Annotated in this window: 25 protein-coding genes and 1 tRNA gene; 18 read left to right on the top strand and 8 right to left on the bottom strand. The window is 56.8% G+C overall.

Annotated elements, in window-relative coordinates:
• Window positions 1-20: 20 nt before the first annotated feature.
• Genes murI through hemA form a run of 5 tightly spaced genes read right to left on the bottom strand, consistent with a single transcriptional unit; the run spans window position 21 to window position 4,753 of the window.
• Complete coding sequence (gene murI, locus ACZRMS_RS12900) at window positions 21-812, bottom strand: glutamate racemase (RefSeq protein WP_463995556.1); 792 nt, start codon at window positions 810-812, stop codon at window positions 21-23.
• The gene (locus ACZRMS_RS12895) at window positions 805-1,560 is read right to left on the bottom strand and encodes a molybdopterin-synthase adenylyltransferase MoeB (protein ID WP_463995555.1); all 756 of its coding nucleotides are present in this window, start codon (window positions 1,558-1,560) and stop codon (window positions 805-807) included. Before ACZRMS_RS12895 ends, murI begins: the two co-directional genes overlap by 8 nt.
• Window positions 1,554-2,384, bottom strand: coding sequence for a peptide chain release factor N(5)-glutamine methyltransferase (gene prmC / locus ACZRMS_RS12890; protein ID WP_463995554.1), 831 nt, complete (start codon window positions 2,382-2,384; stop codon window positions 1,554-1,556). The genes ACZRMS_RS12895 and prmC overlap by 7 nt, the downstream gene beginning before the upstream one ends.
• Window positions 2,385-3,467: a peptide chain release factor 1 gene (gene prfA, locus ACZRMS_RS12885; RefSeq protein WP_463995553.1), complete on the bottom strand. Its 1,083-nt coding sequence runs from the start codon at window positions 3,465-3,467 to the stop codon at window positions 2,385-2,387.
• Between the two features lie 2 nt (window positions 3,468-3,469).
• On the bottom strand, window positions 3,470-4,753 hold the full coding sequence (gene hemA, locus ACZRMS_RS12880) for a glutamyl-tRNA reductase (RefSeq protein ID WP_048360125.1): 1,284 nt from the start codon (window positions 4,751-4,753) through the stop codon (window positions 3,470-3,472).
• Between the two features lie 202 nt (window positions 4,754-4,955).
• Here hemA and ACZRMS_RS12875 point away from each other — a divergent pair, with 202 nt between their 5' ends.
• The 18 genes from ACZRMS_RS12875 (at window position 4,956) to ACZRMS_RS12790 (ending at window position 20,193) form a co-directional block, all read left to right on the top strand.
• Window positions 4,956-6,680, top strand: coding sequence for a tetratricopeptide repeat protein (locus tag ACZRMS_RS12875; protein WP_463995552.1), 1,725 nt, complete (start codon window positions 4,956-4,958; stop codon window positions 6,678-6,680).
• Between the two features lie 2 nt (window positions 6,681-6,682).
• A complete protein-coding gene (gene lolB, locus ACZRMS_RS12870; protein WP_463995551.1) occupies window positions 6,683-7,309 on the top strand; it encodes a lipoprotein insertase outer membrane protein LolB in 627 nt (208 codons plus the stop codon).
• Between the two features lies 1 nt (window position 7,310).
• Entirely contained in the window at window positions 7,311-8,198 is an 888-nt protein-coding gene (gene ispE / locus ACZRMS_RS12865; protein WP_463995550.1) for a 4-(cytidine 5'-diphospho)-2-C-methyl-D-erythritol kinase, read from the top strand.
• 10 nt (window positions 8,199-8,208) lie between these two features.
• Window positions 8,209-8,283 (top strand) — tRNA-Gln (locus ACZRMS_RS12860).
• Between the two features lie 45 nt (window positions 8,284-8,328).
• Window positions 8,329-9,270, top strand: coding sequence for a ribose-phosphate pyrophosphokinase (locus ACZRMS_RS12855; protein WP_003439794.1), 942 nt, complete (start codon window positions 8,329-8,331; stop codon window positions 9,268-9,270).
• A 139-nt stretch (window positions 9,271-9,409) separates the two neighbouring features.
• A complete protein-coding gene (locus ACZRMS_RS12850; RefSeq protein ID WP_095003177.1) occupies window positions 9,410-9,997 on the top strand; it encodes a 50S ribosomal protein L25/general stress protein Ctc in 588 nt (195 codons plus the stop codon).
• A gap of 166 nt (window positions 9,998-10,163) precedes the next feature.
• Window positions 10,164-10,748, top strand: a complete 585-nt coding sequence (pth, locus tag ACZRMS_RS12845) for an aminoacyl-tRNA hydrolase (RefSeq protein WP_048360129.1) — start codon at window positions 10,164-10,166, stop codon at window positions 10,746-10,748.
• 23 nt (window positions 10,749-10,771) lie between these two features.
• A complete protein-coding gene (ychF, locus tag ACZRMS_RS12840; RefSeq protein ID WP_463995549.1) occupies window positions 10,772-11,872 on the top strand; it encodes a redox-regulated ATPase YchF in 1,101 nt (366 codons plus the stop codon).
• Between the two features lie 129 nt (window positions 11,873-12,001).
• Entirely contained in the window at window positions 12,002-13,081 is a 1,080-nt protein-coding gene (locus tag ACZRMS_RS12835; protein ID WP_463995548.1) for an FUSC family protein, read from the top strand.
• Between the two features lie 287 nt (window positions 13,082-13,368).
• Window positions 13,369-14,286, top strand: a complete 918-nt coding sequence (locus ACZRMS_RS12830) for a sigma 54-interacting transcriptional regulator (protein ID WP_463995547.1) — start codon at window positions 13,369-13,371, stop codon at window positions 14,284-14,286.
• Between the two features lie 296 nt (window positions 14,287-14,582).
• On the top strand, window positions 14,583-14,855 hold the full coding sequence (locus ACZRMS_RS12825; protein WP_463995546.1) for a hypothetical protein: 273 nt from the start codon (window positions 14,583-14,585) through the stop codon (window positions 14,853-14,855).
• 247 nt (window positions 14,856-15,102) lie between these two features.
• Window positions 15,103-15,345 (top strand): type III secretion system inner rod subunit SctI, encoded by a 243-nt coding sequence (gene sctI / locus ACZRMS_RS12820; protein WP_463995545.1) that lies wholly within the window; start codon window positions 15,103-15,105, stop codon window positions 15,343-15,345.
• An 8-nt stretch (window positions 15,346-15,353) separates the two neighbouring features.
• A complete protein-coding gene (gene sctJ / locus ACZRMS_RS12815; protein ID WP_463995544.1) occupies window positions 15,354-16,136 on the top strand; it encodes a type III secretion system inner membrane ring lipoprotein SctJ in 783 nt (260 codons plus the stop codon).
• 526 nt (window positions 16,137-16,662) lie between these two features.
• Window positions 16,663-17,274 (top strand): type III secretion system stator protein SctL, encoded by a 612-nt coding sequence (gene sctL / locus ACZRMS_RS12810; protein WP_463995543.1) that lies wholly within the window; start codon window positions 16,663-16,665, stop codon window positions 17,272-17,274.
• 24 nt (window positions 17,275-17,298) lie between these two features.
• Entirely contained in the window at window positions 17,299-17,517 is a 219-nt protein-coding gene (locus ACZRMS_RS12805; protein ID WP_463995542.1) for a type III secretion protein, read from the top strand.
• On the top strand, window positions 17,504-19,567 hold the full coding sequence (gene sctC / locus ACZRMS_RS12800; protein ID WP_463995541.1) for a type III secretion system outer membrane ring subunit SctC: 2,064 nt from the start codon (window positions 17,504-17,506) through the stop codon (window positions 19,565-19,567). The genes ACZRMS_RS12805 and sctC overlap by 14 nt, the downstream gene beginning before the upstream one ends.
• The gene (gene hrpT / locus ACZRMS_RS12795) at window positions 19,564-19,767 is read left to right on the top strand and encodes an HrpT family type III secretion system protein (protein ID WP_463995540.1); all 204 of its coding nucleotides are present in this window, start codon (window positions 19,564-19,566) and stop codon (window positions 19,765-19,767) included. The genes sctC and hrpT overlap by 4 nt, the downstream gene beginning before the upstream one ends.
• Window positions 19,768-19,806: 39 nt before the next feature.
• The gene (locus ACZRMS_RS12790; protein ID WP_463995539.1) at window positions 19,807-20,193 is read left to right on the top strand and encodes a type III secretion system chaperone; all 387 of its coding nucleotides are present in this window, start codon (window positions 19,807-19,809) and stop codon (window positions 20,191-20,193) included.
• 21 nt (window positions 20,194-20,214) lie between these two features.
• On the opposite strand, the gene ACZRMS_RS12785 is transcribed toward ACZRMS_RS12790, so the two are convergent.
• The 3 genes from ACZRMS_RS12785 to sctT are packed head-to-tail and all read right to left on the bottom strand — an operon-like array spanning window position 20,215 to window position 26,575.
• The gene (locus tag ACZRMS_RS12785) at window positions 20,215-24,687 is read right to left on the bottom strand and encodes an AvrE-family type 3 secretion system effector (protein ID WP_463995538.1); all 4,473 of its coding nucleotides are present in this window, start codon (window positions 24,685-24,687) and stop codon (window positions 20,215-20,217) included.
• Window positions 24,687-25,781 (bottom strand): type III secretion system export apparatus subunit SctU, encoded by a 1,095-nt coding sequence (gene sctU, locus ACZRMS_RS12780; RefSeq protein ID WP_463995537.1) that lies wholly within the window; start codon window positions 25,779-25,781, stop codon window positions 24,687-24,689. The genes ACZRMS_RS12785 and sctU overlap by 1 nt, the downstream gene beginning before the upstream one ends.
• The gene (sctT, locus tag ACZRMS_RS12775; RefSeq protein WP_463995536.1) at window positions 25,778-26,575 is read right to left on the bottom strand and encodes a type III secretion system export apparatus subunit SctT; all 798 of its coding nucleotides are present in this window, start codon (window positions 26,573-26,575) and stop codon (window positions 25,778-25,780) included. Before sctT ends, sctU begins: the two co-directional genes overlap by 4 nt.
• Window positions 26,576-26,578: the final 3 nt, after the last annotated feature.

Below are 26,578 nucleotides of genomic sequence, written 5' to 3'. Positions count from 1 at the left end.
GAAGCAGAGTTCCGGTTTCTTTACAGACCGAAGCTTCGCACAACGCCAGATTTATTCCACAGCACAGGCAGGATTTCTCCTAAGTGTTCAGGCGAAGCGCTGGTCCAGAACTGTGGTTCGCGGGATGGGCCCACCGCCAGCAAGTCTTGTTCCGTCAATAAACGCTGAAGCTGACGCGCCACGGCGGCGCCGGTATCGATCAGGCTGATCGAAGGCGGGAGCATCTGGCTGAGCAGAGGCTTGAGGAAGGGGTAATGGGTGCAGCCCAGAATGATGGTGTCGCACCCGGCCGCCAGCAAAGGCTCTATGTAGCCTGTTAACAAGGTGCGCAAGGCATTGCTGTGCAGGTCGCCGGTTTCAATCAGCTCCACCAGACCGGGGCATGGCTGGGTAATGACCCGGACATCGCTGGCAAAGCGGTCGAGCAAGGCGGCAAACTTGGCGCTTTGCAACGTGCCGGTGGTTGCAAGCACGCCCACCACACCGCTGCGCGTGGCTGCCGCTGCCGGTTTGACGGCGGGCTCCATACCGACGATGGGCCACTCCGGGTATAGCTGACGCAAGTCTGCAACCCCCGCCACTGTCGCGGTATTGCAGGCCAGCACCAGAGCCTTGGCGCCCTGGCGCTGAAAGAAATCGGCCACCACCGCGCAGCGCTGGCGGATAAACTCGGGGCTTTTTTCGCCATAGGGGATATGCCCACAATCCGCTACGTAGAGCAGCGACTCGTTGGGCAACAGGGTGTGAATTTCCTTGAGGACCGACAGGCCACCGACGCCGGAGTCGAAAACCCCAACCGGTGCCTCACTCATGGCCAGCTCCACACACGCTGCACGCCGGGTCACGCTTGACCCGCAACTCTCGAAAACGTGTGCCCACGGCATCGATCAACAACAGTCGACCTACCAGCGGCTCACCAAAACCGGCCAGTACCTTGAGCGCTTCAAGGGCTTGCAAGCTGCCGACCAGCCCTACCAACGGGCCGATCACCCCGGCTTCGCTGCAGGTCAGCTCCTCTTCACTGCCGTGCCCGTACAGGCAGTGATAGCAAGGGCTTGCGGGCTGACGCGAATCAAACACCGACAATTGCCCCTCAAGGCGAATCGCCGCACCACTGACCAATGGCTTGCGCGCCGTGACACAGGCCCGGTTCACCGCTTCGCGGGTGGCAAAGTTATCGCAGCAATCGAGCACCAGATCCACATGGGACACCGCCTCGCTCAAAGAGTCGGCATCCAGCGCCGAACGGTGGCCGACCAGCTTGATGTGCGGGTTTATCAGACGCAGCCGGCGCAACGCCGAGTCGACCTTGCTTTCGCCGACATTGGCAGTGTCGTGAATAATCTGGCGCTGCAGGTTGGTCAGGTCGACGCTGTCGAAGTCGGCCAGATGCAGCTCACCGACACCGGCTGCGGCAAGGTAGAGCGCGACGGGCGAACCAAGCCCGCCCAGACCGACAATCAGCACACGGCTGTTTTTGAGCTTCAACTGGCCGTCAATATCGACCTGTTGCAGCAGGATCTGCCGGCTATAGCGCAACAGCTCCTCATCGGTCAGCACGGCAGGCGACCCAACGTAATGCGTTCGTGCCCGCCCAGGTCCTTGCGACTTTCAACCTGTGCATAACCTGCTGCCAGCAACAGTTCGCGAACGGCCGAGGCCTGATCATAACCGTGCTCCAGCATCAGCCAGCCACCTGCATTCAAGTGCTGTACCGAAGCAGCGATGATCTCGCGTATATCGTCCAGCCCATCAGCCCCGGCGACCAGAGCGCTTTCGGGTTCAAAACGCACATCGCCTTCAGCCAGGTGAACGTCACCGGCCGCTATATAAGGCGGGTTGCTGATAATCAGATCAAAACGCTGGTCGGCCAGGGCGCTGAACCAGTGGCTGGTAAACACATTGACGTTTTCGAGCTGCAAGCGCTGGCGATTGCGCTCGGCCAGGGCCACGGCTTCAAGTACGCGGTCAACCGCAGTGACTTGCCAGGCGGCGCGCTCGCTGGCCAGCGCCAGGGCAATTGCGCCGCTGCCGGTGCCCAGATCGAGCACCTTGGCCGGGGTTGCGGGTAGCAAGTCCAGCGCGGTTTCGACCAGCAGCTCGGTGTCGGGACGCGGGATCAACGTGTGCGGTGCCACTTCCAGATCAAGATTCCAGAAACCCTGCTGCCCCAGAATGTAGGCCACCGGCTCACCGGCCCGGCGACGCAACAGGAACTGCGAGAAGGCCAAAGCCGCTTCGCTGCTGACAATTTTCTCTGGCCATGTGTGCAAATAACTGCGCGACTTGCCCAGGGCGGCAGCCAGCAGCAGCTCCGCATCAAGACGGGCAGTTGGCGAGTCAGGCAGTTCAGCAGCCCGTAACAAGCTGGCAATAATAGTCATTTATTCACCCAGGGCGGTCAGTTGGTCAGCCTGAAACTCCGCCAATAATGGCTCGATAACGGCATCAACGCCGCCAGCCAGTACGTCATCCAAGGAATACAGGGTCAGGTTGACGCGATGGTCGGTCACTCGCCCCTGCGCGAAATTGTAAGTGCGGATACGCTCGGAGCGATCCCCCGAGCCCACCAGTGACTTGCGCTCACTGGCAATCGCATTGGCCGCAGCACTGGTTTGCTGGTCATTCAACTTGGCGGAAAGCCAGGACATCGCCCGCGCCCGGTTCTTGTGCTGGGAACGCTCTTCCTGGCACTCCACCACAATGCCCGAGGGCAAGTGCGTGATACGGATCGCCGAGTCGGTCTTGTTGACGTGCTGACCACCCGCCCCCGAGGAGCGGTAGGTATCGACCCGCAAATCAGACGGGTTGATCTCAATGGCTTCTTGCTCGTCCGGCTCGGGCAGTACTGCCACGGTGCAGGCGGAGGTGTGGATACGACCCTGGGACTCGGTGGCGGGGACGCGCTGCACGCGGTGTACACCCGACTCGAACTTCAGCTTGCCGTAAACATTCTCGCCCTCGACACGGGCAATGACTTCTTTATAGCCGCCATGTTCGCCACTGTTTTCTGACAAGATTTCCAGCTTCCAGCCACGACGCTCGGCGTAACGGGAATACATGCGAAACAGGTCGCCAGCAAAAATGGCCGCTTCATCGCCGCCGGTCCCGGCGCGAATTTCGAGGAAAACGTTGCGCCCGTCGTTAGGGTCTTTAGGCAACAGCATGCGCTGCAAGTCACCTTCAAGCTCGACCAGGCGCTCTTTGGCTTCGCGAACTTCTTCGACCGCCATTTCACGCATGTCCGGGTCGCTGTCCTTAAGCAACGCCTGTGCGCCTTCAAGGTCTGCCTGTACTTTCAGCCATAGCCCGTAAGTCGCGACAATGGGTTCAACTTCGGCGTATTCCTTGGAGTAAGCGCGGAATTTTGTTTGATCAGAAATGACTTCGCCATCGCCAAGCAATGCGGTCAGTTCTTCAAAACGGTCCTGGAGGATGTCCAGCTTATTAAGCAGTGACGCTTTCATTACTATTTTTTATCCGCAGAGCTATGCGAGGAGCCCTCACCGAGGGCAAAAAGTTCTTGGGCCATGGCCAGCGCATCGAGGCGGCCTTCGGCAGAAAGCTTCTTCAGCTGGACGCTGGGTGCGTGCAGCAATTTATTGGTCAGACCGCGCGCCAGTTGTACCAGCACGTCTTCTGGGTTGCTGCCGTTGGCGAGCATGCGCTGGGCTTTTTGCAGCTCTTCGTCGCGCAGGCGCTCGCTTTGCTGGCGGTAGGCCTTAAGTACATCGACCGCAGCCAGCTCGCGCAAACGCACCATGAAGTCGTCAGCGCCAATGCTGACCATCTCTTCCGCCGCCTGAGCAGCGCCCTGACGACTCTTGAGGTTTTCGGCAACCACCTCGTGAAGATCATCGACGGTATAGAGGTAAACGTCGTCCAACTCGCCGACTTCAGGCTCGATATCGCGGGGGACAGCAATATCGACCATGAAAATAGGCTTGTGCTTGCGCAGCTTCAAGGCGCTTTCGACCGCGCCCTTGCCCAAAATCGGCAACTGGCTGGCCGTGGAGCTGATAACGATATCGCTATGCACCAGCTCTTGAGGAATGTCCGACAGCAGCACCGCGTGGGCTCCGAACTGTGCAGCCAGCGTGCTGGCGCGCTCCAGGGTACGGTTGGCCACCACGATGCGCTTGACCCCCAGGTCGTGCAGGTGCCGGGCGACCAGGGTAATGGTCTCGCCCGCCCCGATCAGCAAGGCCTGGCTGCGCTGCAAGTCACTGAAGATCTGCTTGGCCAGGCTGACGGCGGCAAAGGCCACAGACACCGGGTTTTCGCCGATGGCAGTGTCGGTGCGCACCTGTTTGGCCGAGTTGAAGGTCGCTTGAAACAAACGCCCCAACAAAGGCCCGACGGTGCCCGCCTCACGTGCCACGGCGTAGGCCGATTTCATCTGGCCGAGGATTTGCGGCTCGCCCAGCACCAGCGAATCCAGGCCAGAAGCCACGCGCATCATGTGACGAACGGCAGCATCGTCCTCATGGACATAGGCACAAGCCCGCAATTCTTCGAGGCTGAGGTTGTGATAATCCGCCAGCCACTTGAGCACACTGTCAGGCGAAAGGTGGTCCTGCTCTATATAGAGCTCACTGCGATTGCAGGTGGAGAGGATCGCAGCTTCGCGACTGTCGGTTAGGCGGCAGAGCTGCTGCAAGGCCTCAACCAACTGCTCTGGAGTAAATGCCACGCGCTCGCGGACGTCTACTGAAGCAGTCTTGTGGTTAATACCGAGTGCGAGGAAGGCCATTCAAGATCGCTGATGATGACGAGAAGCCGGCAATTGTCCTACTTCGCCAGATTGAGAACAACCATTGCTGACTATTGTCTCTATAGTTAACGTCTGTTGAACACATCATCAGCCCCCGGATATCGATAGTCGCACCTGCTAGGGTTTGCGTCATCGCATGTGTCATGATGCCCAAACCGCAGGTAAGTCGCCCTTCTCTTATATGAATAGATCCTCCGCGTTGCTCCTTGCTCTCGTCCTCCTTGGTGGCTGTCAGGTCCTGGCTCCCACGTCCCCGGAAGATTCATCCGCGGCCGAAGACGTCGCCACCGCCCCGGCAAAGCCCACCGTCTACAGTTCGTTCAGCGAAGAAACGCTGTACAGCCTGTTGAGCGCCGAGCTGGCCGGTCAACGTAATCGCCTGGATATCGCTCTCGATAACTATGTGACCCAGGCGATCAATACACAGGACCCCGGCATCTCCGAGCGTGCGTTCCGTATTGCCGAGTACCTGGGCGCCGATCAGGCCGCACTCGATACATCGCTGATCTGGGCCAAAAACGCCCCGGACGACCTTGAAGCGCAACGCGCTGCCGCCATTCAGTTGGCACGCAATGGTCGCTATGACGACTCCATGGCCTACATGGAAAAAGTCCTGCAAGCCAAAGGCGACACTCACTTCGACTTCCTGGCCTTGTCCGCGATAGAAACAGATGCCGACACCCGGGCGGGCCTGCAAAAAAGTTTTGATCGCCTGCTGATCAAGCATCCGGACAACGGCCAGCTGATTTTCGGCAAGGCCTTGTTGATGCAACAGGACGGCGATGCAGAAGGCGCGCTGAAGCTGCTGGAAAAAAACCCGCCGCAAGACGGTGAGGTTGCCCCGGTGCTGCTGCGGGCCCGCTTGCTGCAAAGCCTCAATCGCGGCGATGAAGCACTGCCGCTGCTGAAAAAGAGCATTCGCCAGTACCCCGACGACAAGCGTCTGGGGCTCACCTACGCCCGAACCCTGGTCGAACAGAACCGAATGGACGAGGCCAAGGTGCAATTTGCCAGCCTGGTCCAGCAATACCCCGAAGATGACGAACTGCGCTTCTCCCTGGCACTGGTCTGCCTGGAAGGCAAGGCCTGGGACGAGGCCGAGGGTTATCTGCAAGAACTGATCGAGCGCGACAGCCATGTTGATTCGGCGCATTTGAACCTGGGCCGTATTGCCGAAGAGCGCAATGATCCCGAGGGTGCGCTTACCGAGTACGCACTGGTAGGCCCCGGCAATGACTATCTGCCAGCACAACTGCGCCAGGCGGATATTCTGGTCAGTCACGGCCGTGGCGCCGAAGCGGCCCGCAAGCTGGCAGCAGCCCGCGATACGCAGCCCGACTACGCCATTCAGCTGTACCTGATCGAGGCCGAAACCCTGGCCGCGAACAAACAGACCGATCGGGCCTGGAATGTGCTGCAACAGGCACTCAAGCAATACCCGGACGATTTGAACCTGCTGTATTCACGCGCCATGCTGGCCGAGAAGCGCAACGATCTTGGCCAAATGGAGCGAGACCTGCGCACCATCATCCAGCGCGAACCCGACAATGCCATGGCCCTGAACGCGCTGGGTTATACGCTTTCGGACCGAACCACGCGTTACGCCGAAGCCAAGGCGCTGATCCAGCAGGCCTACGACCTGACCCCGGATGACCCGGCAGTGCTCGACAGCCTGGGCTGGGTAAATTTCCGCCTTGGCAATCTGGACGAGGCCGAACGCTTGCTGCGCCAGGCCCTGGAGCGCTTCCCGGATCAGGAAGTCGCGTCTCACCTAGGTGAGACGCTGTGGGCCAACGGCAAGCAGCGTGAAGCCAAGCAAATCTGGGCCAAGTTCCTTAAAGAGAATCCTGACAGCCCTCTCCTGCGCAAAACCATCTTGCGCCTGACCGGATCCGAGAATCTTTAATCATGCTTTATCGCCATCTGCGACACCTCATCGCCTTTAGCCTGATCGCCCTGCTCGCCGGTTGCGCGGGCTTCGGCGCCCGCGAATCGGTGGAGGGCCATGGCAGCCCTGCCCTGTGGTCTGCACATAAACAGCAACTGACCCAACTCGACGGCTGGCAAATCAACGGCAAAGTCGGCATTCGTGCCCCTAAAGACTCAGGCAGCGCCACACTGTTCTGGCTGCAACGTCAGGACTATTACGATATTCGCCTTTCCGGGCCGCTGGGCCGGGGGGCTGCACGCCTGACCGGGCGCCCGGGAAATGTCGCTCTCGAAGTCGCCAATCAGGGCCGCTATGAAGCGCCAACCCCGGAAGCCTTGCTGGGTGAACAATTGGGCTGGAGCCTGCCGGTGTCACATCTGGTCTGGTGGGTACGCGGCCTGCCTGCGCCCGGCAGCAAAAGCCGCGTGACGCTGAATGCCGATAGCCGCCTGGCCAACCTGGAACAGGATGGCTGGAAAATCGAATACCTGAGCTATGTAGAGCAAAACGGCTTCTGGCTGCCCGAGCGGGTCAAGCTGCACGGGCCGGATTTGGACGTCACGTTAGTGGTTAAAGATTGGCAACCTCGCCTGTTGGGTCAATGAGATGCAAGACCATTTAGATAAAAGAAGCCTGGTTTTACCCTCCCCGGCGAAATTGAATTTAATGTTGCACATCCTGGGTCGTCGAGAAGATGGCTATCACGAGCTGCAAACCTTGTTTCAGTTTCTCGATTACGGCGATGAAATGAGCTTTGCCGTACGGGACGATGGCGTCATTTGCCTGCACACCGAGTTCCCCGGCGTTCCTCACGACCAAAATCTGATCGTGAAGGCGGCAAAAAAACTTCAGGAACAATCCGGTTGTGCCCTCGGGATCGATATCCGGATCAAAAAAGTGCTGCCCATGGGCGGCGGTATCGGCGGCGGCAGCTCAAATGCTGCAACCACCCTGCTGGGGCTCAATCATCTCTGGCAACTGGCCTGGGATGAAGATCGACTGGCAGCGCTGGGCTTGAGTTTAGGGGCCGACGTCCCGGTTTTCGTGCGTGGACACGCCGCATTTGCTGAGGGTGTCGGCGAAATTCTTACGCCTGCAGAACCGGAAGAACCCTGGTATTTGGTACTTGTTCCGCAAGTATCTGTAAGTACTGCAGAAATATTTTCAGATCCTTTGTTGACACGTGACTCTTTGCCCATTAAAGTGCGCCCCGTTCCCAAGGGAAACAGCCGAAACGACTGCGAAGCAGTAGTGAAGGAGCGTTATCCAGAAGTACGTAACGCTTTGAATTTGTTAGGTAAATATACCGAAGCAAAATTAACTGGAACTGGAAGTTGTATATTTGGGGCCTTCCCAAACGAAGCAGATGCTGATAAAGTGCTGCACCTTCTGACAGACACCCTTACAGGGTTTGTAGCAAAAGGAAGCAACGTTTCGATGTTGCATCGCAAACTACAAGATCTGGCAAAGGAAACGGGTACACGGTACTCGTAGCAACAGATACAGGGGCGTCGCCAAGCGGTAAGGCAGCAGGTTTTGATCCTGCCATGCGTTGGTTCGAATCCAGCCGCCCCTGCCATTTCTTATACTCATCCAGGTTACCCTCAGCCTTCAGGTACTGCGCGTGTCCAAGATGATGGTCTTTACGGGGAACGCTAACCCCGATCTGGCTCGGCGTGTCGTACGTCAGCTGCATATCCCACTCGGTGACATCTCTGTCGGCAAGTTTTCCGACGGCGAAATTACCGCTGAGATTAATGAAAATGTCCGAGGTAAAGACGTTTTCATCATTCAGCCGACTTGTGCTCCGACCAACGATAACCTGATGGAACTCGTCGTGATGGCTGATGCCTTCCGCCGCTCCTCAGCTACTCGTATTACTGCTGTTATTCCTTACTTTGGTTATGCCCGTCAGGATCGCCGTCCGCGTTCCGCACGTGTAGCTATCAGCGCGAAAGTTGTTGCTGACATGCTTACCGTAGTCGGCATCGATCGTGTTCTCACGGTTGATTTGCATGCTGACCAAATCCAGGGTTTCTTCGATATTCCTGTAGATAACATCTATGGCTCCCCAGTTTTGGTGGATGACATCGAAGATCAGCGCTTTGAGAACCTTATGATTGTGTCCCCGGATATCGGCGGCGTCGTGCGTGCACGTGCTGTTGCCAAATCCCTGGGCGTCGATCTGGGTATCATCGACAAACGCCGTGAGAAAGCCAATCACTCGGAAGTGATGCATATCATCGGTGATGTCGAAGGGCGTACCTGTATTCTGGTTGATGACATGGTCGATACCGCCGGCACTCTGTGCCACGCGGCTAAAGCCTTGAAAGAGCATGGCGCTTCCAAAGTGTTCGCCTACTGCACACACCCTGTGCTGTCGGGTCGGGCAATTGAGAATATCGAAAATTCCATGCTGGATGAGCTGGTGGTGACTAACACCATTCCGCTGTCCGCTGCCGCACAAGCCTGTACGCGTATCCGTCAACTGGATATCGCACCGGTTGTGGCTGAAGCGGTTCGCCGCATCAGCAACGAAGAATCGATCAGCGCGATGTTCCGCTAAGGGCCCTGCCCTTTTCAGACATCCGCTGACGAAAAGCGCCCCGCCCCAGCAGCCTGTTGGGGCGGGGCTTTTTTGCCCATACCGTCCATAGCGCTGGTCGCAAACGCTAGGCCGGATGTGGTTATTTTGGAGATACAACATGAACGATTTTACTCTGAATGCTGAAGTGCGTTCCGACCTGGGGAAAGGTGCGAGCCGCCGCCTGCGTCGTCTCGCAAGCCTGGTTCCAGCTGTAGTTTACGGTGGCGAAAAAGCCCCTGAATCCATCAGCATGCTGGCTAAAGAAGTTGCCAAACTGCTCGAAAACGAAGCTGCTTACAGCCACGTTATCGAACTGACCGTTGGCGGCGTTAAGCAAAACGTAATCATCAAAGCTCTGCAGCGTCACCCGGCTAAAGGCCACGTGATGCACGCTGACTTCGTACGCGTTGTTGCTGGTCAAAAGCTGACTGCAATCGTTCCAGTTCACTTTGTTGGTGAAGCTGCTCCGATCAAGAAAGGCGGCGAGATCTCGCACGTTGTTGCTGAAATCGAAGTTTCCTGCCTGCCAAAAGACCTGCCTGAATTCATCGAAGTTGACCTGGCTAACGCCGAAGTCGGCTCGATCATTCACCTGTCGGACATCACCGCTCCTAAAGGCGTTGAGTTCGTAGCTCTGGCACACGGTAACGACCTGGCAGTAGCCAACGTTCACGCTCCACGTGTTGCACCAGAAGCAGCAGAGTAATTCATTACTCTGTAGTTGGAGTTTTGAGAAACATCGCGAGCTAACACGCAGCGAGTAAAGCGGACAAGATCGCGAAGTTTACTCATGTAAACCCGCTTTTTTGTCCGTTTTCGCCGCTAACCGTTAGCGGCGATGTTATCCACAACTCCATAGAAGGGCCCTTGTCGTGACCGCCATAAAACTGATCGTTGGCCTGGGAAATCCAGGCACCGAATACGAACAGACCCGGCATAACGCAGGGGCCCTTTTTGTTGAGCGTCTCGCGTCGGCAAACGGGGTAAACCTGGTTGCAGACCGCAAGTATTTTGGACTGACCGGGCGCTTTAGCCACCAGGGTCAGGACGTTCGTCTGTTGATTCCCACCACCTATATGAACCGAAGCGGCCAGGCCGTTGCGGCGCTTGCCGGTTTCTACCGTATTGCGCCTGAATCCATATTGGTGGCCCACGACGAACTCGACCTCCTTCCCGGCGTTGCCAAGCTCAAGCTGGGCGGCGGCCATGGAGGTCACAACGGGTTGCGAGACATCATCGCGCAACTGGGGAACAACAATAATTTTTATCGTCTGCGGCTCGGCATTGGCCACCCAGGCGTCGCCAGCATGGTGTCCAACTTTGTTCTGGGTCGCGCGCCTCGCGCCGAACAGGAAAAACTGGACGCCAGCATCGATTTTGCCCTCGGCGTGCTGCCGGATATCCTCGCCGGGGAATGGAACCGTGCGATGAAAAACCTGCACAGCCAGAAGGCCTGACTCTACTCCTCGGGGAAAACACCATGGGATTTAACTGCGGCATCGTCGGCCTGCCTAACGTCGGCAAATCCACCCTGTTCAACGCCCTGACCAAATCCGGCATTGCGGCCGAGAACTTCCCCTTCTGCACGATCGAGCCGAACACCGGCATCGTGCCGATGCCCGACCCACGTCTGGACGCACTGGCTGCCATCGTTAAACCGCAGCGTGTCCTGCCAACCACCATGGAATTCGTCGATATCGCGGGCCTTGTGGCCGGCGCATCGAAAGGTGAAGGCCTGGGCAACAAGTTTTTGGCCAACATCCGTGAGACCGATGCTATCGCTCACGTTGTCCGCTGCTTTGAAGATGAGAACGTGATTCACGTTTCCAACAGCGTTGACCCGAAGCGCGACATCGAGATCATCGACCTTGAGCTGATCTTCGCCGACCTCGACAGCTGCGAAAAGCAACTGCAGAAAGTCGCGCGTAACGCCAAAGGCGGCGACAAAGACGCTGTGGCTCAAAAAGCCCTGCTGGAACAACTGATCGCGCACTTCACCTTGGGCAAGCCGGCTCGCAGCCTGATCAAGAACATGGATGCCGATGAGAAACAAATCATCAAAGGCTTCCACCTTCTGACCACCAAGCCTGTGATGTACATCGCCAACGTGGCCGAAGACGGTTTCGAAAACAACCCGTTGCTCGATGTAGTCATGGCGATTGCCGAAGAAGAAGGCGCAATCGTGGTTCCGGTCTGCAACAAGATCGAAGCTGAAATTGCCGAACTCGACGACGGCGAAGAAAAGGACATGTTCCTTGAGGCCCTGGGTCTGGAAGAGCCAGGTCTGAACCGCGTAATCCGTGCCGGTTACGAAATGCTCAACCTGCAAACCTACTTCACCGCCGGCGTTCAAGAAGTACGCGCCTGGACCGTGAAAGTAGGGGCTACCGCTCCGCAAGCCGCCGGTGTGATCCACACCGACTTCGAAAAAGGCTTTATCCGCGCTGAAGTGATCGCCTACGACGATTTCATCAAGTTCAACGGTGAAGCTGGCGCGAAAGAAGCCGGTAAATGGCGTCTGGAAGGTAAGGAATACATCGTTAAAGACGGCGACGTCCTGCACTTCCGCTTCAACGTGTAAAACACCACACGTATAAAAACCGCGCTCAGGCGCGGTTTTTTTTGGCCTGGCGTTTTTGCAGGTCAAACCATCCCCCGGACAAACGGTCTATGGTTAGTCTCTATGCCACAAGACTGATCGGGAGTTTCAATGCTCGCCAAGGTGTTTATCAATCGCTTTACGGCCCCTCTGATCGAGCGGCTGGCCTTTCGCTGGTCTTCAGCCTGGCGAGATGCCCTGGCCTCAGCTATCGCCGCGGCATTGGCCTGGATCCTTGCCACCCATCTGCTGGGGCACGTACACCCGGTATTTGCGGCAATCAGCGCAGTGGTGTGCCTGGCCCCGGGTCTGCCCAGCCATGGCAAACAAGCGGTTGGCCTGATGGTGGGTGTGGCCACCGGGATCCTGGTGGGAGAAGCGGCCTTGTGGCTACCGGACTCCTACCCCTTGCTGCGTATTGGCTTTGCCACATTCTCGGCCATCGCCATCGCGGCCTTGTATGGCCTGGGCCCTGTGGTACCGATTCAGGCCGGGGTTTCGGCCGTGCTGATGCTCGCAGTCGGCCCTGAGAGTGCCGGGGTGGTGCGCATGCTAGATGTGCTGGTAGGGGCTGGGGTGGGACTGGTTTTCAGTCAAGTACTGCTCACGCCTAACCCTATCGGCATCATTGACAGTTCAGCGAAGGACTTGCTGGAAAAGCTCGCCGCTGGATTTGGGAAAAGCCGGCAGGCACTCGAAGATAAAGACGCAGGAAAAGCACAGAATGCCGTGCAGATTTTCTCCCGGGCACACGACAGCCTGATTGCCCTGGAGAACGGCATCAGCATGGCCCGTAACACCGCACGCTGGACGTTACGCGGACGTTTCGTGTCACGTGAAGTCAAGGACATCGCCAGCCGTTACGAGCGCCATGCCGTTCGTTTGTACGCCAGCGCCCTGCTGTTCGCGGAAGCCTTTGCCGATGCCTTGCGCAAGGAAGAGGGCCCGGCACCAGCCTCACTGCACGAACGACTCGCAAACGTTGCGTCAGGCTGTGCTGCCATCGCCAACGACAGTGATCGCCCCATCTTGATCCCGATATCAGCCAGTGAAATGGCCGACGCGGTATCTGGCCCCTGGCAACTGTGCTTGCAGCATTTGAGTACCGTTGAAAACGCCCTTCTGACGTTTGGCTTTACCACCCAAAGCGATACTAAAAGCATCGTCGAAAAAACCAGAACACAGGCTTGAAGCCCCTCCTTGCCGTTGCGAGACATGTTCTCATAGCGGCAAGGGTAATCGCCCTATCGGTAAACACACCAATTCTCACAGCATCTGCTTCCCTTAGCGCAAGACATTCCGCGTGTTAAAAACTTAGCCTAAGCGTTAATTTTCGGCATATAAAACAAATAAGACCGTAACTTGCAACCACTGAACATTGCACTGAACACGCATTAAAAGTATAACTTTCCAAAGTGGCTTTCCGATGGAGCGGTGCCTGCATCCTTTCTAACAAGTCGCTTGCCGGAGCAAAACACATGGCGCCCTCCAACAATAAAGATACAACTTACAACACATACCAACTCGACCCGCCAGACCTCGACACCACGATCAAGAGTACCGCCAGCCTTAATATAGATATATTGTTACATGGTGAAACTGGCACAGGCAAAGATACACTCGCTGAAAAAATCCATACCCTTTCCGGCCGCAGAGGCAAATTCATTGCGTTAAACTGCGCGGCCATTCCGGAAGGGCTGGCTGAAAGCCAACTGTTTGGTGTTACTCATGGGGCGTTTACCGGAGCCATCCAATCACGGGAGGGATTCATTGAAGCCTCTAACATGGGCACGCTATATCTCGACGAAATAGACAGTATGCCGCTGACCTTGCAAGCCAAGTTATTACGCATCCTGGAAACAAGAGGTGTAGAACGACTGGGGTCGACAAGATTTATTCCCGTGGACATGCGCGTTATTGCTTCAGCTCAATCTTGCCTTTTAGAGAAAATTGAACAGGGCCTGTTCCGACGCGACCTGTATTTTCGGCTCAGTGTCGTCAGCCTCCATCTCCCGCCATTACGGGAACGGCGCGAGCATATAGTTCCTTTATTCATGCACCTTGTCCAACGCGAAGCCGACCATTTCAAGTCGTCCATACCAGTGCCCGGCACATCGCTGTTGCAACACATTATTTGCCATGACTGGCCTGGTAATGTTCGAGAACTAAGGTCCGTCGCCAAGCGATTTGTGCTGGGCCTGCCCCCTCTTTCAACCCATGCAGCCACACATAAAGAAGTCGCGCATAACTTGAAGGGGCGATTGCAGCAAATTGAAAAACTGCTTATTCAAGATTCCTTGCAACGCCATTTTCATTGTATAGATGCTGTCGTACTTGAGTTGGGCATGGCAAAACGCACGCTTTACCATCGAATGAAACAATTGGAAATTGCCTGATTATTATTCATTGGAACTGGCGGCCTTGATACCGACACTCAAACAATGAGCCAACTCCTTGGCTCGACATCATTCGTTACTCACAGAGATAAAAATATGCCAGCTTTAATCCCACTTTTGGCCCCCCTCCTATTACCTATCGCAAACAAAGTTCTTGACACCTTGGGGGGCGTAGCAAAAAACACTGCAACCAAACTTCTTGATCCTGCGATATCCCCCCAGAGCAACACCCACCCCACCCAGAACAAAATTGTTTTTTAATACTCCAAACCATAACAAACAAAAGGAGAAATGCCATGAGTGCCAATAACCTGATAGGGCTATTTAATCCACTAATAAATCTTCTCTTCGGAGGTCGCAAGGGTGGCGCTCGCAATGGTGGCGACCAAGGCGCCGACCCGATTGAAGCGCAAAAAGAGTTCCAGAAACAACTGGCCTGGGACAATTTCAATACAAACAAGTTGAAGCTTCAGAATGACTCCGATGCCGCAAAGGCCGCCGGCATCATGGATTCGGCCAACAAACAAATCAACTCCATGACCACCCTGGGTAAAGGAATTAACTTCTGATGTATTGCCAATGCCCCATCCCAAAAAAGGGGCATTGGCCCAAACAACCCATGTAAAAAACTTCCTGCCTATATCCACCGTTGCACGTCGCAGATCAAACCCGGCACGCCTGAGGCTTTATATGAAAATCGACACTGCGCCAATGCCCTCCCCGATGTTGCCCCCCCTATCTGACAAGCCCGCTTATTCACCCGAACCCTCAGATATCAATTGGTTTAATGCTTCATTGAATACACCGACCACTCAAATGCCTAACAACGCCTCGTCCGAACCCTATTTTTCACGACCGCTGAACCGCCAATCGGCTCATCTGCAAGCGCTCTCGAACAAGTCGGCACAGGCCCTGCTGAAAGTCAGCACCAGTACTGACCCCCTCGACATGCTCAACTCAACCCGTGCGCTGTCCAGGCACGGCCTTGATTCAATCCTGGCTGCCAAGGTGGTCAGCAAGACGTCTCAAGCAGTCGACAAACTCACCAACCTTTCTTAGGTCTGCGCATGTTGCCGCGCCTTATCAAGAGCGTGCTTTTAGTGTTCGCGTTATCTGCGGCCGGTTGCAGTGATCGTGTAGAACTGCACCGTCAACTGTCCGAGCAGGAAGCGAATGAAGTCATCGCCGAACTTGCAGACAAGCAGGTCAAGGCCCAAAAAATCCCGACCAAAAACGGTGTCTCCGTGAGCGTCAATGCCCAAGACATCAGCCGGGCCGTTAATGCGCTGGAGGCGGCCGGGTTACCCCGGGCTACGCGATCCACGCTGGGCGAAATCTTTCGCAAGGAGGGGGTGATTTCTACGCCTCTGGAAGAACGCGCCCGCTACATCTACGCCCTTTCGCAAGAACTCGAAGCCACGCTGTCAAAAATTGACGGGGTCATTGTGGCGCGAGTGCATGTGGTGCTCCCTGAACGTATTGCTCCGGGGGAGCCTGTTCAGCCCGCGTCTGCTTCCGTGTTTATCAAGCACAACTCGCGGCTTGACCCGGACAGTATTCAATCTCGCGTGCGTCGGCTGGTTGCCAGCAGCATTCCGGGCATGGCCACGGCGATAGACAACCCGCAGAAAATAACGACGGTGTTTGTGCCCTCCGCGGCGTTTGAAGAGAAACAGCAGCTCCTCTTTTTCGGCCCTTTTCTGGTGCCTGAACACAACCTTGGGTTCTGGAAGACCGTCGTTGTCAGTGTTGTGACCGGGCTCAGCCTGATAGTGATCGCGCTTGCCATCGGGCTGTACAGCTTCTTGCGATTACACAAAAAACCGGAACCCGCCGGGCGCACGTCATGAACGAAACAGACTTATGGGTTCAGTGGTGGTCATCCGCCTGGCATCACGCTCACCCGGACTGGCACTGCGTCGATGATGCGATATGGCCTCCTGCGCTAATCCGCAATCGCCATATTTGCCTGAGCAAGGCGCTGGCGATAGAACCGTGCCTGCCCTGCCGCCCCACGCCAGCCTTGCTTCGTCTGGTCCTTGCACCGCCGGGGCAAAAGGATTTCATCCTGGCGCTGGCGAATTGCATATGCCGCCCCGCATATCCGGGGCCGCTGGATACAGACGGGCATCTCTGGTGCCAACGCCTTGCCGGGGCGCTCCACACACCGGCCTGGCTCAATCAGTCCGACGATGCATTACACCTGCTCAAAGCATGGGTTGAACCGCCAGTGTGGCAACGCCTGCGACTGTGTTTTACACGCTCCCGAGTCATGGCCCTCGAACAAGCCCCCTCCCCCCCCATAGCCCCGTCCAGGCTCGACGTCTTTTGGCAAGCGGTGCTCTGGCGCGCGCATTTCCACCCAGGTTAACGACCATGCTCTTTCGACGCAAAATTGAACTGCGACCAGGCACTCCCGGCTTGCCGCAAACGCTGATTACTCGACAACAACTCATTGATTGCGGCCAGGTCAACGAGGTGTTGGCCCGCGCCCGCGCCCAGGCAGTCGAACTGCTGCGCAACGCGCAAGAAGCCTCTGATGCTCTGCTTGAAAACGCCCGATGCGAATTCTGGCAACAGGCCAATGGGCAACTCGAGCGCTGGCAAATGGAGCACGCCACCCTGTGCGAAGAGCTGGAGTCCAGCGCCAGCCAGGTGGTCAATCAGGCCCTGCGTCATTTACTCGATGACATACCGCCACCGGCACGTATCACCGCCCTGCTTGAGCAACTGGTGCGCGCTCAATGCCCGCCGTTGAATGCGACATTACGTTGCCATCCGCAGGCGCGTGAAGATGTCCAGCAATGGCTAAACACCCGCGCAGACAGCGTATGGCAGCTGCAAACAGATGAGCGACTCGACCCGCTGACCCTCGCACTGGTCACGGCACAAGGGGACTTGCGCATCGATTGGCCTGGGACCCTCGAAACCCTGCTGCTGCCCGCTGATAATCATGGAACCGATGAAGCACTGCCCGCCACTGAGTAACCAACATGATCAAGTGGAGGTTGTATGGCTTCGTTCGAAAGTATCCAGCGCCGGATTGATTTGCGCTTTGCCCAGGCCCAGAAAAATATGGACGAGATCGCCTTGAGCAACCAGGGCGGCCGCGAAGACATGATGGCCTTTCTTGAGGCCTCACGAAAAATGGCGACCGCCACGTTTTCTCTTACCGAGCAAACACGTCTCAAGCACAGCCTGACCAAAAGCATTATTGATGCGGTGCAGTAGCGTGTTCGGAGTCAAGTACGCTTGCCGGCTCGTTCTGTTGGCGCAGGTTTGCATATTGATCCCCCAGGCCACGGCCGCGATCCCCGAGGACTGGAAAAAAACGCCCTACGCCCATGAAGCCACGAACCGGCCGTTGCGTGATTTCCTGGAGGACCTTGTTCAGACCCTTGGCCTGAAGCTACAAATTGACGGCCAGTTGCAGGGCATGGTGCATGGCAAGCTGCGCTCCGACAGCCTGAAGGCCTTTGTGGACCGGCTGGCTCTGGAGCACCGCTTCCAATGGTTCGTCTACAACAACACGCTCTACATCAGCTCACTGGACCAACAAGCATCCGTACGCCTTGAGGTCGCCGACAACACCGTCGCCGACTTGAAGCAGGCATTGACTCATATGGGTCTATTTGATGACCGGTTCGGCTGGGGTGAATTGCCTGACCTCGGTGTGGTGCTCGTTTCGGGCCCCAGGCGCTACATAGAACAAATAAAGCAGTTCAGCCGCAAACGAACAGAGCCTGACGACAAGCAGGAAGCTCTGGCATTCGCGCTCCAGTTTGCCAACGCCGCTGATCGCCAGATCGACTACCGGGGCGAGAAGCTGACGGTTCCAGGTATCGCCAGCCTGTTGCGCGGCCTTCTCGATGCAAAAACATCGACTTTTTCCGGGCCTGAGCCCATTGCGGTCACCCACTCATCACTGTCTGGCGCAGCCCCGCAACCCGGCAGCCCTTTCTCAAACAGCCCCCCGCCCGCCCCTCAAGGCCCGTTGGCACCCACCACCGGGAGTCGCATTCGGGTCGAAGCGGACGTGCGCAATAACAGCGTTCTGATCTACGACTCCCGCAAGCGCCAGGCGCTGTATCAAACATTGATCAACCAGCTCGATACCCCACGCAAACTGGTGGAAATAGACGCCGTAATTCTCGACATTAACCGCACCCAGCTCAAACAACTGGGGATGAACTGGGGGTTTCAGAACCGTCGTTTCCAGGTCAATCAAAACAACCTGCCCGGCGTCGGCAACTCGTCCTTTTCTGCGGCGCGCATGGACCGGTTCACTGCGGATATAAAAGCACTGGAAGAACGCGGGCTGGCAACAGTGGTGTCCAACCCTTCAATCATGACGCTGGAGAACCAGCCCGCCGTTATCGATTTTAATCGCACGCAATACATCAAGGCCGTGGGCGAAGGCGTAGCCAACATCATGCCGGTCACCGCCGGCACCAGTTTTCAGGTCATACCCCGTGTGATCACAGCCAATGGCAAGAATCAGATCCATTTGATTATCGATATAGAAGACGGCACTTTTTCCGATACCCCCACAGAACCTTCAACGCCGGATGTTCGCAAAGGCAAGGTCAGCACTCAGGCCGTGATCGCCGAAAAACAGTCACTGGTCATTGGCGGCTTTCATGTGGCGGACGAAGTCGACAACCTCAACAAAGTACCGCTGTTGGGAGATATCCCCCTGCTGGGCAAGCTGCTGTTTTCATCCTCGGAGACCACGAAAAGCCGCCGGGAACGATTGTTTATTTTGACCCCACGTCTCATTGGCGATCAGCTCGACCCCGCACGTTACCTGCCGCAATCAGATCAGGCTCTTCTGGAATCCGCAGCGGCGCCGCTGGCACGGCGTTATGCGCAACACCTGCCCGTGATCAAGCGCGCCGATGTCGCGGACACCTTGGCCAATCTGGTCCAGGGCCGAGTGCCCAAAGGCTTCGCGGCCATGCCGATGCCCTCCGTGGCGGACGCCTGGTGCAAGCCACCTGTTTTTTTGAAGGTCGAGCCCGGGAAAAGCCAGTGGTACGAAAGCCTGCATTACAACGTGGCCGTTATTGTCTTGCACAACCAAAGCGACAACCGTGTACGCATCGATGAAAGCGAATGCAGTAACGAGCGCACCCTCGCGGTCAGTGTCTGGCCAACCCCTTGGCTGGCCCCCGGAGAAAAGGCAGAAGTGCTGATTGCCACACGTCCCACCGGTGGGGATGAGCTTATGGCTGTACCTCGACCGTCCTTGCTCATACCCGCCCGGAGTGTCACCCGATGAGCCGCTGGATGACCGCTGCCATAGCGGCCGGGATCGTACTGATGCTTCAAGGGTGTACGCCCCACTGCCGGGGTGATTCGTGCTCTCGACCGGAGTCCGGCGCCAGCGCACTGGTGATCTGGTGGCCTGCGCAAATGCGCGTCGAAACAGGCCCGAACGCAGCGCAGCCCGACCATCTGGTTGTCCCCCTTGAACCCTGAACAGGCCTGACAACCCATTACTCGGCACGTCCTCCTCACATGAATAAAACCATGCATCTGCTGGCAGCACTGAGTCAGCAACTCAACGTCAACTTGCAACTGGAAAGTGGCGTGTGCGCCCTGTTCGACAGTCACGATCAGGAAGTGTGCGTCATCGAACTGCTCCCCCAAGGCAGCAGTGCAGTGCTGCATTGCACAATCGACATTCCCCACCCTGTTTCCGGGCACTACCGCCGGCTGCTAACGCTCAACTTTCAACCCGACCTGCTGCACGGTTGCTGGTTGGCGCTGGATGAGGGCGATACCGTGCGCCTGTGCGCTCAGTGCCCGATTGAATTACTGACGGAGCGCACTTTTTGCCAGTGGGTCACCGGTTTTATTCAGCAAGTGGCTGATACACGCCTGTTGCTGGACCAATCTGCCTGAACACCGGACGGGCTAGAGTTTTTAAAACACGGGCCGGCGACTGTTGCGAATGTTTTGTTCGAGCAATTCAGGGTTGAGGTCCGCCTCTTGGGCGGGCGATAAAACATCCTTGAATTTCATGAGTACAGGGGTGTTCTGATCAATGCCGTACTCGAATTCAGTGTTGAGAATCTTGTGGGTATGGCTCAGAGATACACTGCTGGCAAACGCCAGCACGGGCAGAGTCAGCTCCATACTGTGGGTCCGGCTAGCCGTGTAGTTCACGCACAGGCTTTTAATCCGCAGGTTGTCCGTATTTTTCAGCGCACGTTCCACTTCATCCTGTGCCGCGCCCCCATCAGCAGTGACACTTTCAATCATCCGCAGCACATCCGGTTTGACCTCGAGCCCCACGCTCACTGAAGTCCCTTTGTTGCTCTCCAGCTCTTTAAGTGTTCGGGCCAATTGCGGCTGGCTCTGGAGCATCCGGATAATGGCCGCCTTGTTTGCCGCTGCCGTATCGTCCATCCACCCATGCTCTGCGTCGCCATCCAGCCCCACATAGGACACTGTTCGCTCGACGGAGCCAAGTTCGCGCCTGCCCTGTGTGCTCCATTGGTGCTGCTGAAGAAGCGTTTGCATATTGGCTTTCAGCACAGCCTGCTCTTCAAGCCCAGTCTTAGGTGTCGGCAAACGGTCCAATAGTCGATGAAGACTTTGCAGTTGCTCACCTATATCGCCCTCAGAGGGAAGTGCCTGCAGTTCGCGCTTTGCCTGCGGGGAAAAGCCCGACAATGCATCACGCATATCATTGACCTTTATCTGCTCAACGGCCGGTACAGGCTTGAATGTAAAGTTCAAGGCCCCCGATCTACTGCGATCAAAGTTGACCGAGAGCGAAGAATCGAACCATGTGAAACCCACCAGGGATGAACCCTGCGGTTCAACCTGAGCCAATAACGACGTATTCCCGGGCGCCACACCGATAGAAACGCCACCTTTATTCAACAACTGAACATTATGTTCTTGAGTATGAGTCACCTCGTTCAGCCCCTGGATTACCGAGCTGCCTTGATCAAAATGCACCAGGTTAAGGCTCGCACTACCGCCTATGGCCGTACGAACCAAACCAGCCAGTGGCCCCGGGTCTTGCAGCGCTTGGTAATGGACACGGCCTTGTGCGAGCGCAAAAACACTCAGGTCCACATTGTTTTTCGAGCGATGGCCGTACTTGTGATCCTTGCCGAGATCCAGCAAGTCGAATACATCCCCCCGCTCCCCCGTCAGGATCTCCATCATTCTTGGAAAGTCGGCTTCTTCCACATCAAAGCTGATACTCGCGCCCTTTTCATGCGATGCACCCAGGTTGGCCTTCACACCCAGTTTCAGATCGGCCCCAATCACATCACCGACTGAGAACGGCGCCAAGCTCGTCCCTACAGAAGTAGTGAGGGCATGTTTGGTGTCCATGCTGATTTTTACCGTGGCGCCCTCATCGGTTCGGCTGATCGTTACCCCGTTGGACTTGCCCCTCGAAGCGCCAATGTAAAACTCAAGGAAGGGCACAGGCGCAATGCCCAGCGCCAACAACCCTGCGCTCTTGGTGATGTTGCGGCTCGACCCAATGGTTTGGCCGCTTTCAGACTGCTGGACCTCTCGCATCAGAGCCTGTTTAAGATCGCCCCCCTGGCCGACCCCCAAGGTGCGGGCAATATGAAAATGGAGAGCGGACCCGGGGGTACCCAGATCCTTGGCCAGCAACTTGAAGTTTTTGTAGAGGTCCTCGGCTTGCGCGTAATTGTTGATATTTTGCGCAGTTTTTTTATGGACAGGATTGTCGTGGTAATCCTGCATGACGTTTTCTAATGAGGCCGCAATGTGCGTCACGTCGGGATGAGGTTCCTCCAGCCTTGAAATGAGACCGCTCAGGTGCGACAGGGTCAGAGCATGATGAATCAAATCGCTTTCGATCAGCGCCGTGGGGTTTTTCAAATCCCGCTTGTTATCAGCGCTCCACTTCGACAGGACAACGCCCTGCTGCTCATAACTGCGAAGCAGGGCTAACGTTCTGTTGCCCGTAGAAGGCGACAGATTTTCAAACGCCTTGCGTATCTGATGAAGCGTTGACTCGGGATCGCCAACAGTCACGGTTTTGTCAGGCCCAGGGGGCGTTTGGGTTCCGTGCAGCTCACCCAGCCTGGACGCCGACGACTCACTGCTTTTTTCCAGCTGCAGCCGTGCTGCATTGAGCGCCTTGACGATCCCTTGCAAGGGCTCGTGCCCCTGCAGTCGTTCAAGACGAGCAGTTAAATCCGGCGAAGCCTGCGGCGCGCTCGCCAACGGTTTGAGTTGCTGACGCAGTGCTTTGTCACTGTCATAAAGGCCTGCCATCCCGACACGCCCTTTAATGCGATGCTGAAGGTCGTGAGCAATATTTTTAATCCCTTCATAAGGTTTGAAGTGCGCGCTTAAACCTTTGAAATAGCCGCCTTCACGCTTAACCCCCTCCGTAGTTTGCCCCAGGACAGTGGAGCTCACGGCCAAGGAAGTTGCATGGTTCTGTGTTTTCAACTCACCGCCACTCAATACCGAACCCAGGGAGCTCACACGCGTCTTTGACTGCGCTGCAAGCGGCTCCCACTGCAAGGCCCCGTCAGATGAAATATTCAGCTGGCGATATTTTTCGCCCCAGCGCTTCAGTTGAGGATGGTTCTCTCCCCAACTGGCAACCAAATGCTTATCGGCTCCCATGCGCAGTGTTTTCAGTTGCTCATTGCCGGGCAACTTCACCGACGTCCAGGCAACGTGTGATGACGACGGGTTTTGCCAAAATGCCTTTTCCAGCCTCAGCAACTTGCCGGTTTTGGTCTGGCCATAAAGGTTGCCAAGGTGATCCAGCGCCAGTGCTCGCACATCTTCAGCCTTGCTAAACCTTAAGGCCGTTTCTTTTCCATCGATGTGAGCATGCAGCTGGTTGTTATGGTCCAGGCTCACAAAGCGTCGAGCGCTATCCACTGCAAAACCGGTGATGATTCGCTCAGAACCTGCGGTCATTGCTTCGAACGCAAACCGGGTTTGTGCACCATTGGGCGGGGCCAGATCATAACTGGCGCCCATATGTAACGGCTCCCAGGTTTTATGGGGGACCAACACTTTCAACTGACCGTCCTGCAGCACATAGGCGCGGCCATCCAGGCCTCGCTCCAGATGGTCGACATTGAGTTGATCCGTCTGCTCCCAACGCTGAGCCGGCGAGTCCCAGCACAACAGGGTATTGCCTTGCAGCGCGACCTTGCCCCGCACGCCAAGATCCACAGCACCGGCCAGTGCTCCCGGCCCCGGTTGCGGCACACCTTTGTCGATCGCCTTAAACATCACATCACTGAGATTCCAGCCCGGTGCCAGCCCTGCCCCGTCAGTCAGCGGGCTGCTGTGGAGCTGCTTGGATGCATCGAGAAACAGGGCGTTGAGCTGAGCATTATCGTCATGCATGAACCCCTTGATAGTGATGCCGTCCTTGAAGAAATGCCCAAGCTGACCGATCGGCTCACGCACCATCTCCAGATCCCCCTCCCTGGCCGTGCGCAAATCCCCACGTAACAACTCGCCCTTCAGGTTCGAGGCATACAGCACATCACCCGCCAGCCCAATGCATGTTAGCTGTACAGGCTCGCCCGACTCACTGACAGGTGTGAGACGGACAACGGGCACACCCTTGTCGCGATGGATGTGAAGAACGGCACCTTGCGCGCATGGCCTCAGGCTTGCCTGTGTTTGACCGGCAATACTCAGGTCACTGACGCCCTGTGGGACTTTCATCAGGGCACCTTCCCGGGTCAGGCCAAGACGGGTGTACTTGCCCTCATCCTTGTCAGCCAGCCAGGCACAGGTCTGCGGCTCGAACCGGTACAGACGCTGCTCTTTCAAACGAAACTGGCTACCGTCCCGGGTTGTGTGTACCTCACTGACCTGTCCCAAATGGGCCCGACCAGGGTTGTCGGGCCCCCAGTCGCCGCCAGCCAGGGGGCAACTGCTTTTGAACGCCGCGGCAACGGCCGGCGTGGACTGTATGTGAAACACATTGAGCTTCTCATCCAGCACGCGCAGCCCTTGCTCCTTGCCCGCGTAACCGGGGGCCGGGGTCAGGCGCCCGGGGAGCTGATTGAGTTGCCCGGCGATATCCCGCCCGGCCTGCGAACCTTCTGCAACAACCTTTCCATGCTGAACCCCGGCGCTGAACGCCATGGACGATGGACGATAACTGCGAAACTGGACCAGCTCCGGGGGATGTGCGCTGGAGCGACCCAGCCGGAAAAGATCGGAACACCATCGGCCAATACTTCGAGTGGCAGGCTTCTGCCGGATGGCCGGGTTGGCTCCGCTCTGCGAAGTACCAAGGTTCTTTTCAAGACGAACTGGATCTGCTGGGCCCAAAAACATGGCAGGCTCGAATTTATCGGCTGATGACAACTGAGTGACACTGAAAACCCTCGCGGTTCCCTCATGCCCGGTCATCAGCGATCAAGTTCAGGCAGTTCTATGGTTTCACGACGCGCGTCATCATCCAGTTCACGCAGAATGCGGTAGATGTGGGCAACGGCCTGCAATGTCTCGCGGCCAATACAGTCGCCGACCTCTTCGCGATACAGCGTACGGGCCAGCCAGACACACTGGATCACAGGGACATCCGCCGCCCTGGCCCTGTCGATCATTTGCCGGGCCTGAGCATCGACCCCTTTTTCGAGCAACATCGGCAACGGTGTGTGGGGGGGACGGTAATACAGTGCAACAGCAAAATGAGTCGGGTTGACCAGCAACATGTCGGCCTCTTCCAGCGGCAGTGGCTTGGCCACCGGCGCATCCTGGGCCAGCTCTTGGGCCAGTGCCCGGCGCAGCATTTTGACGTGGGGGTCACCCTCCATGCCTTTGTATTCCTTGACCACTTCGTCATGGGTCATACGCATGCGCTTGGCAAAAAAGTATTTTTGCAAAGCCCAATCCACCAGTGCGAGCACCAGTAACAGGCCAAGACAGGTATGCAACAAACGTCGAAACAACACGATCAACGCCTCGATGTAGCCCGGTAAATCACCGTTGGCCAACCCCACCAGCACGCCCAGGTCCGGGCCAATCACCCGGTACAGCACAAAGCTGATACACAGGGCCTTGAGCACGCCCATCAGCATGTTCATCAAGGCCTGGCCCGAGAACATCTGCCGGGCCTGATTGATCGGGTTAAGCCGGTTGAAGTCCGGTGACAGAGTCTGGGGGGCAAACAAAAAACCGAACTGCAGCCAGCTGCTGATCAATTTCATGGCGATTGCGAGGCCTGTCATCAGGAGCGCGAACCCGAAAAACACCTGGGCCGCCCCGGCTGCGACCTCTTGCAGCGCACGGATAAAGGGTTGCCCCATCAGTGACACGGGCAACATCAACAGTTGCTGAAGACGCTGCATGGTGCCCTGGGCCGAGGCCAGGGCTATTTCACTGATGGCGGTCAGGGCCAGCAGTTTGCCGATGTCCTGGCTCTGCGCGACTTGCCCTTTTTGCCGTTGATCCTGAAGTTTCTTGCGGCTCGCATCGTACTTTTTTTCACCGCAGTCACTCATGGCCAGGTCACCTTGAACAACAGGCCGAGTGAATGTTTGAGGTCGCCCAGCAGCCCCATGCGCCCCACAATCAATTCTTCAAGCAACCCCAGATACAGCAAAAGAAAGCCCAGCCCGGCCAGGCTTTTAGCGGGCATCGACAACACAAAAACCTGCAACTGCGGGCTGTAGAGGCTCAACAGGGAAATGGCGAATTCGATCATCAACAGCAACGCGATAAACGGCGCCGCATACAGCAGCAGATGGGTGAAGGTATCCCCGAGCAGACCAACAAAAACATCAAAGCCATCCTCTGCCAGCGTCGGGAGCCAGAGTGTAGGCGGCCAGATCAGATAACTGTCCCAGATCACTTGGGTCAGGCTGCCTAACCCCAGCGTGACAATCAGCAAAAAAATGCTCAGTTGTTTGAACATATGCCCGATGGGTGTCGCATCGGGGCCCAATAACGGGTTGAGCTGCCCTGCGATCAGAGCCCCGCGCTGGTTGTCCAGTAATGCGCCGACCGACTCGAACAACCAGAAGGGCATCGACAGCAGCATGCCCAGCAAAAAGCCCAGTACAGCTTCTTTGAGCAGCAACCCGCAAAGCGCCAGCATGCTGTAGTCCAGCGCCGGCAAGTTGTGATAAATGCCCGGGGCCGGGATCAATGCCAGTGAAAAAACGATGGCATGACGCGGCATCCCGCGCACATGCTGAAAGCAAAATGCAGGGACCAGAAAAAAACAGGGGTACAGGCGCGCCATCGCAATGGCGAGGCTGGGCAAATACTCAAGGATCGGTATGGACGGCGTCACGGC

The sequence above is a fragment of the Pseudomonas sp. B424 genome (assembly GCF_055408345.1).
The sequence above is the reverse complement of the archived record's forward strand: the minus strand, read 5'-3'. Positions and strand labels throughout refer to the sequence as shown.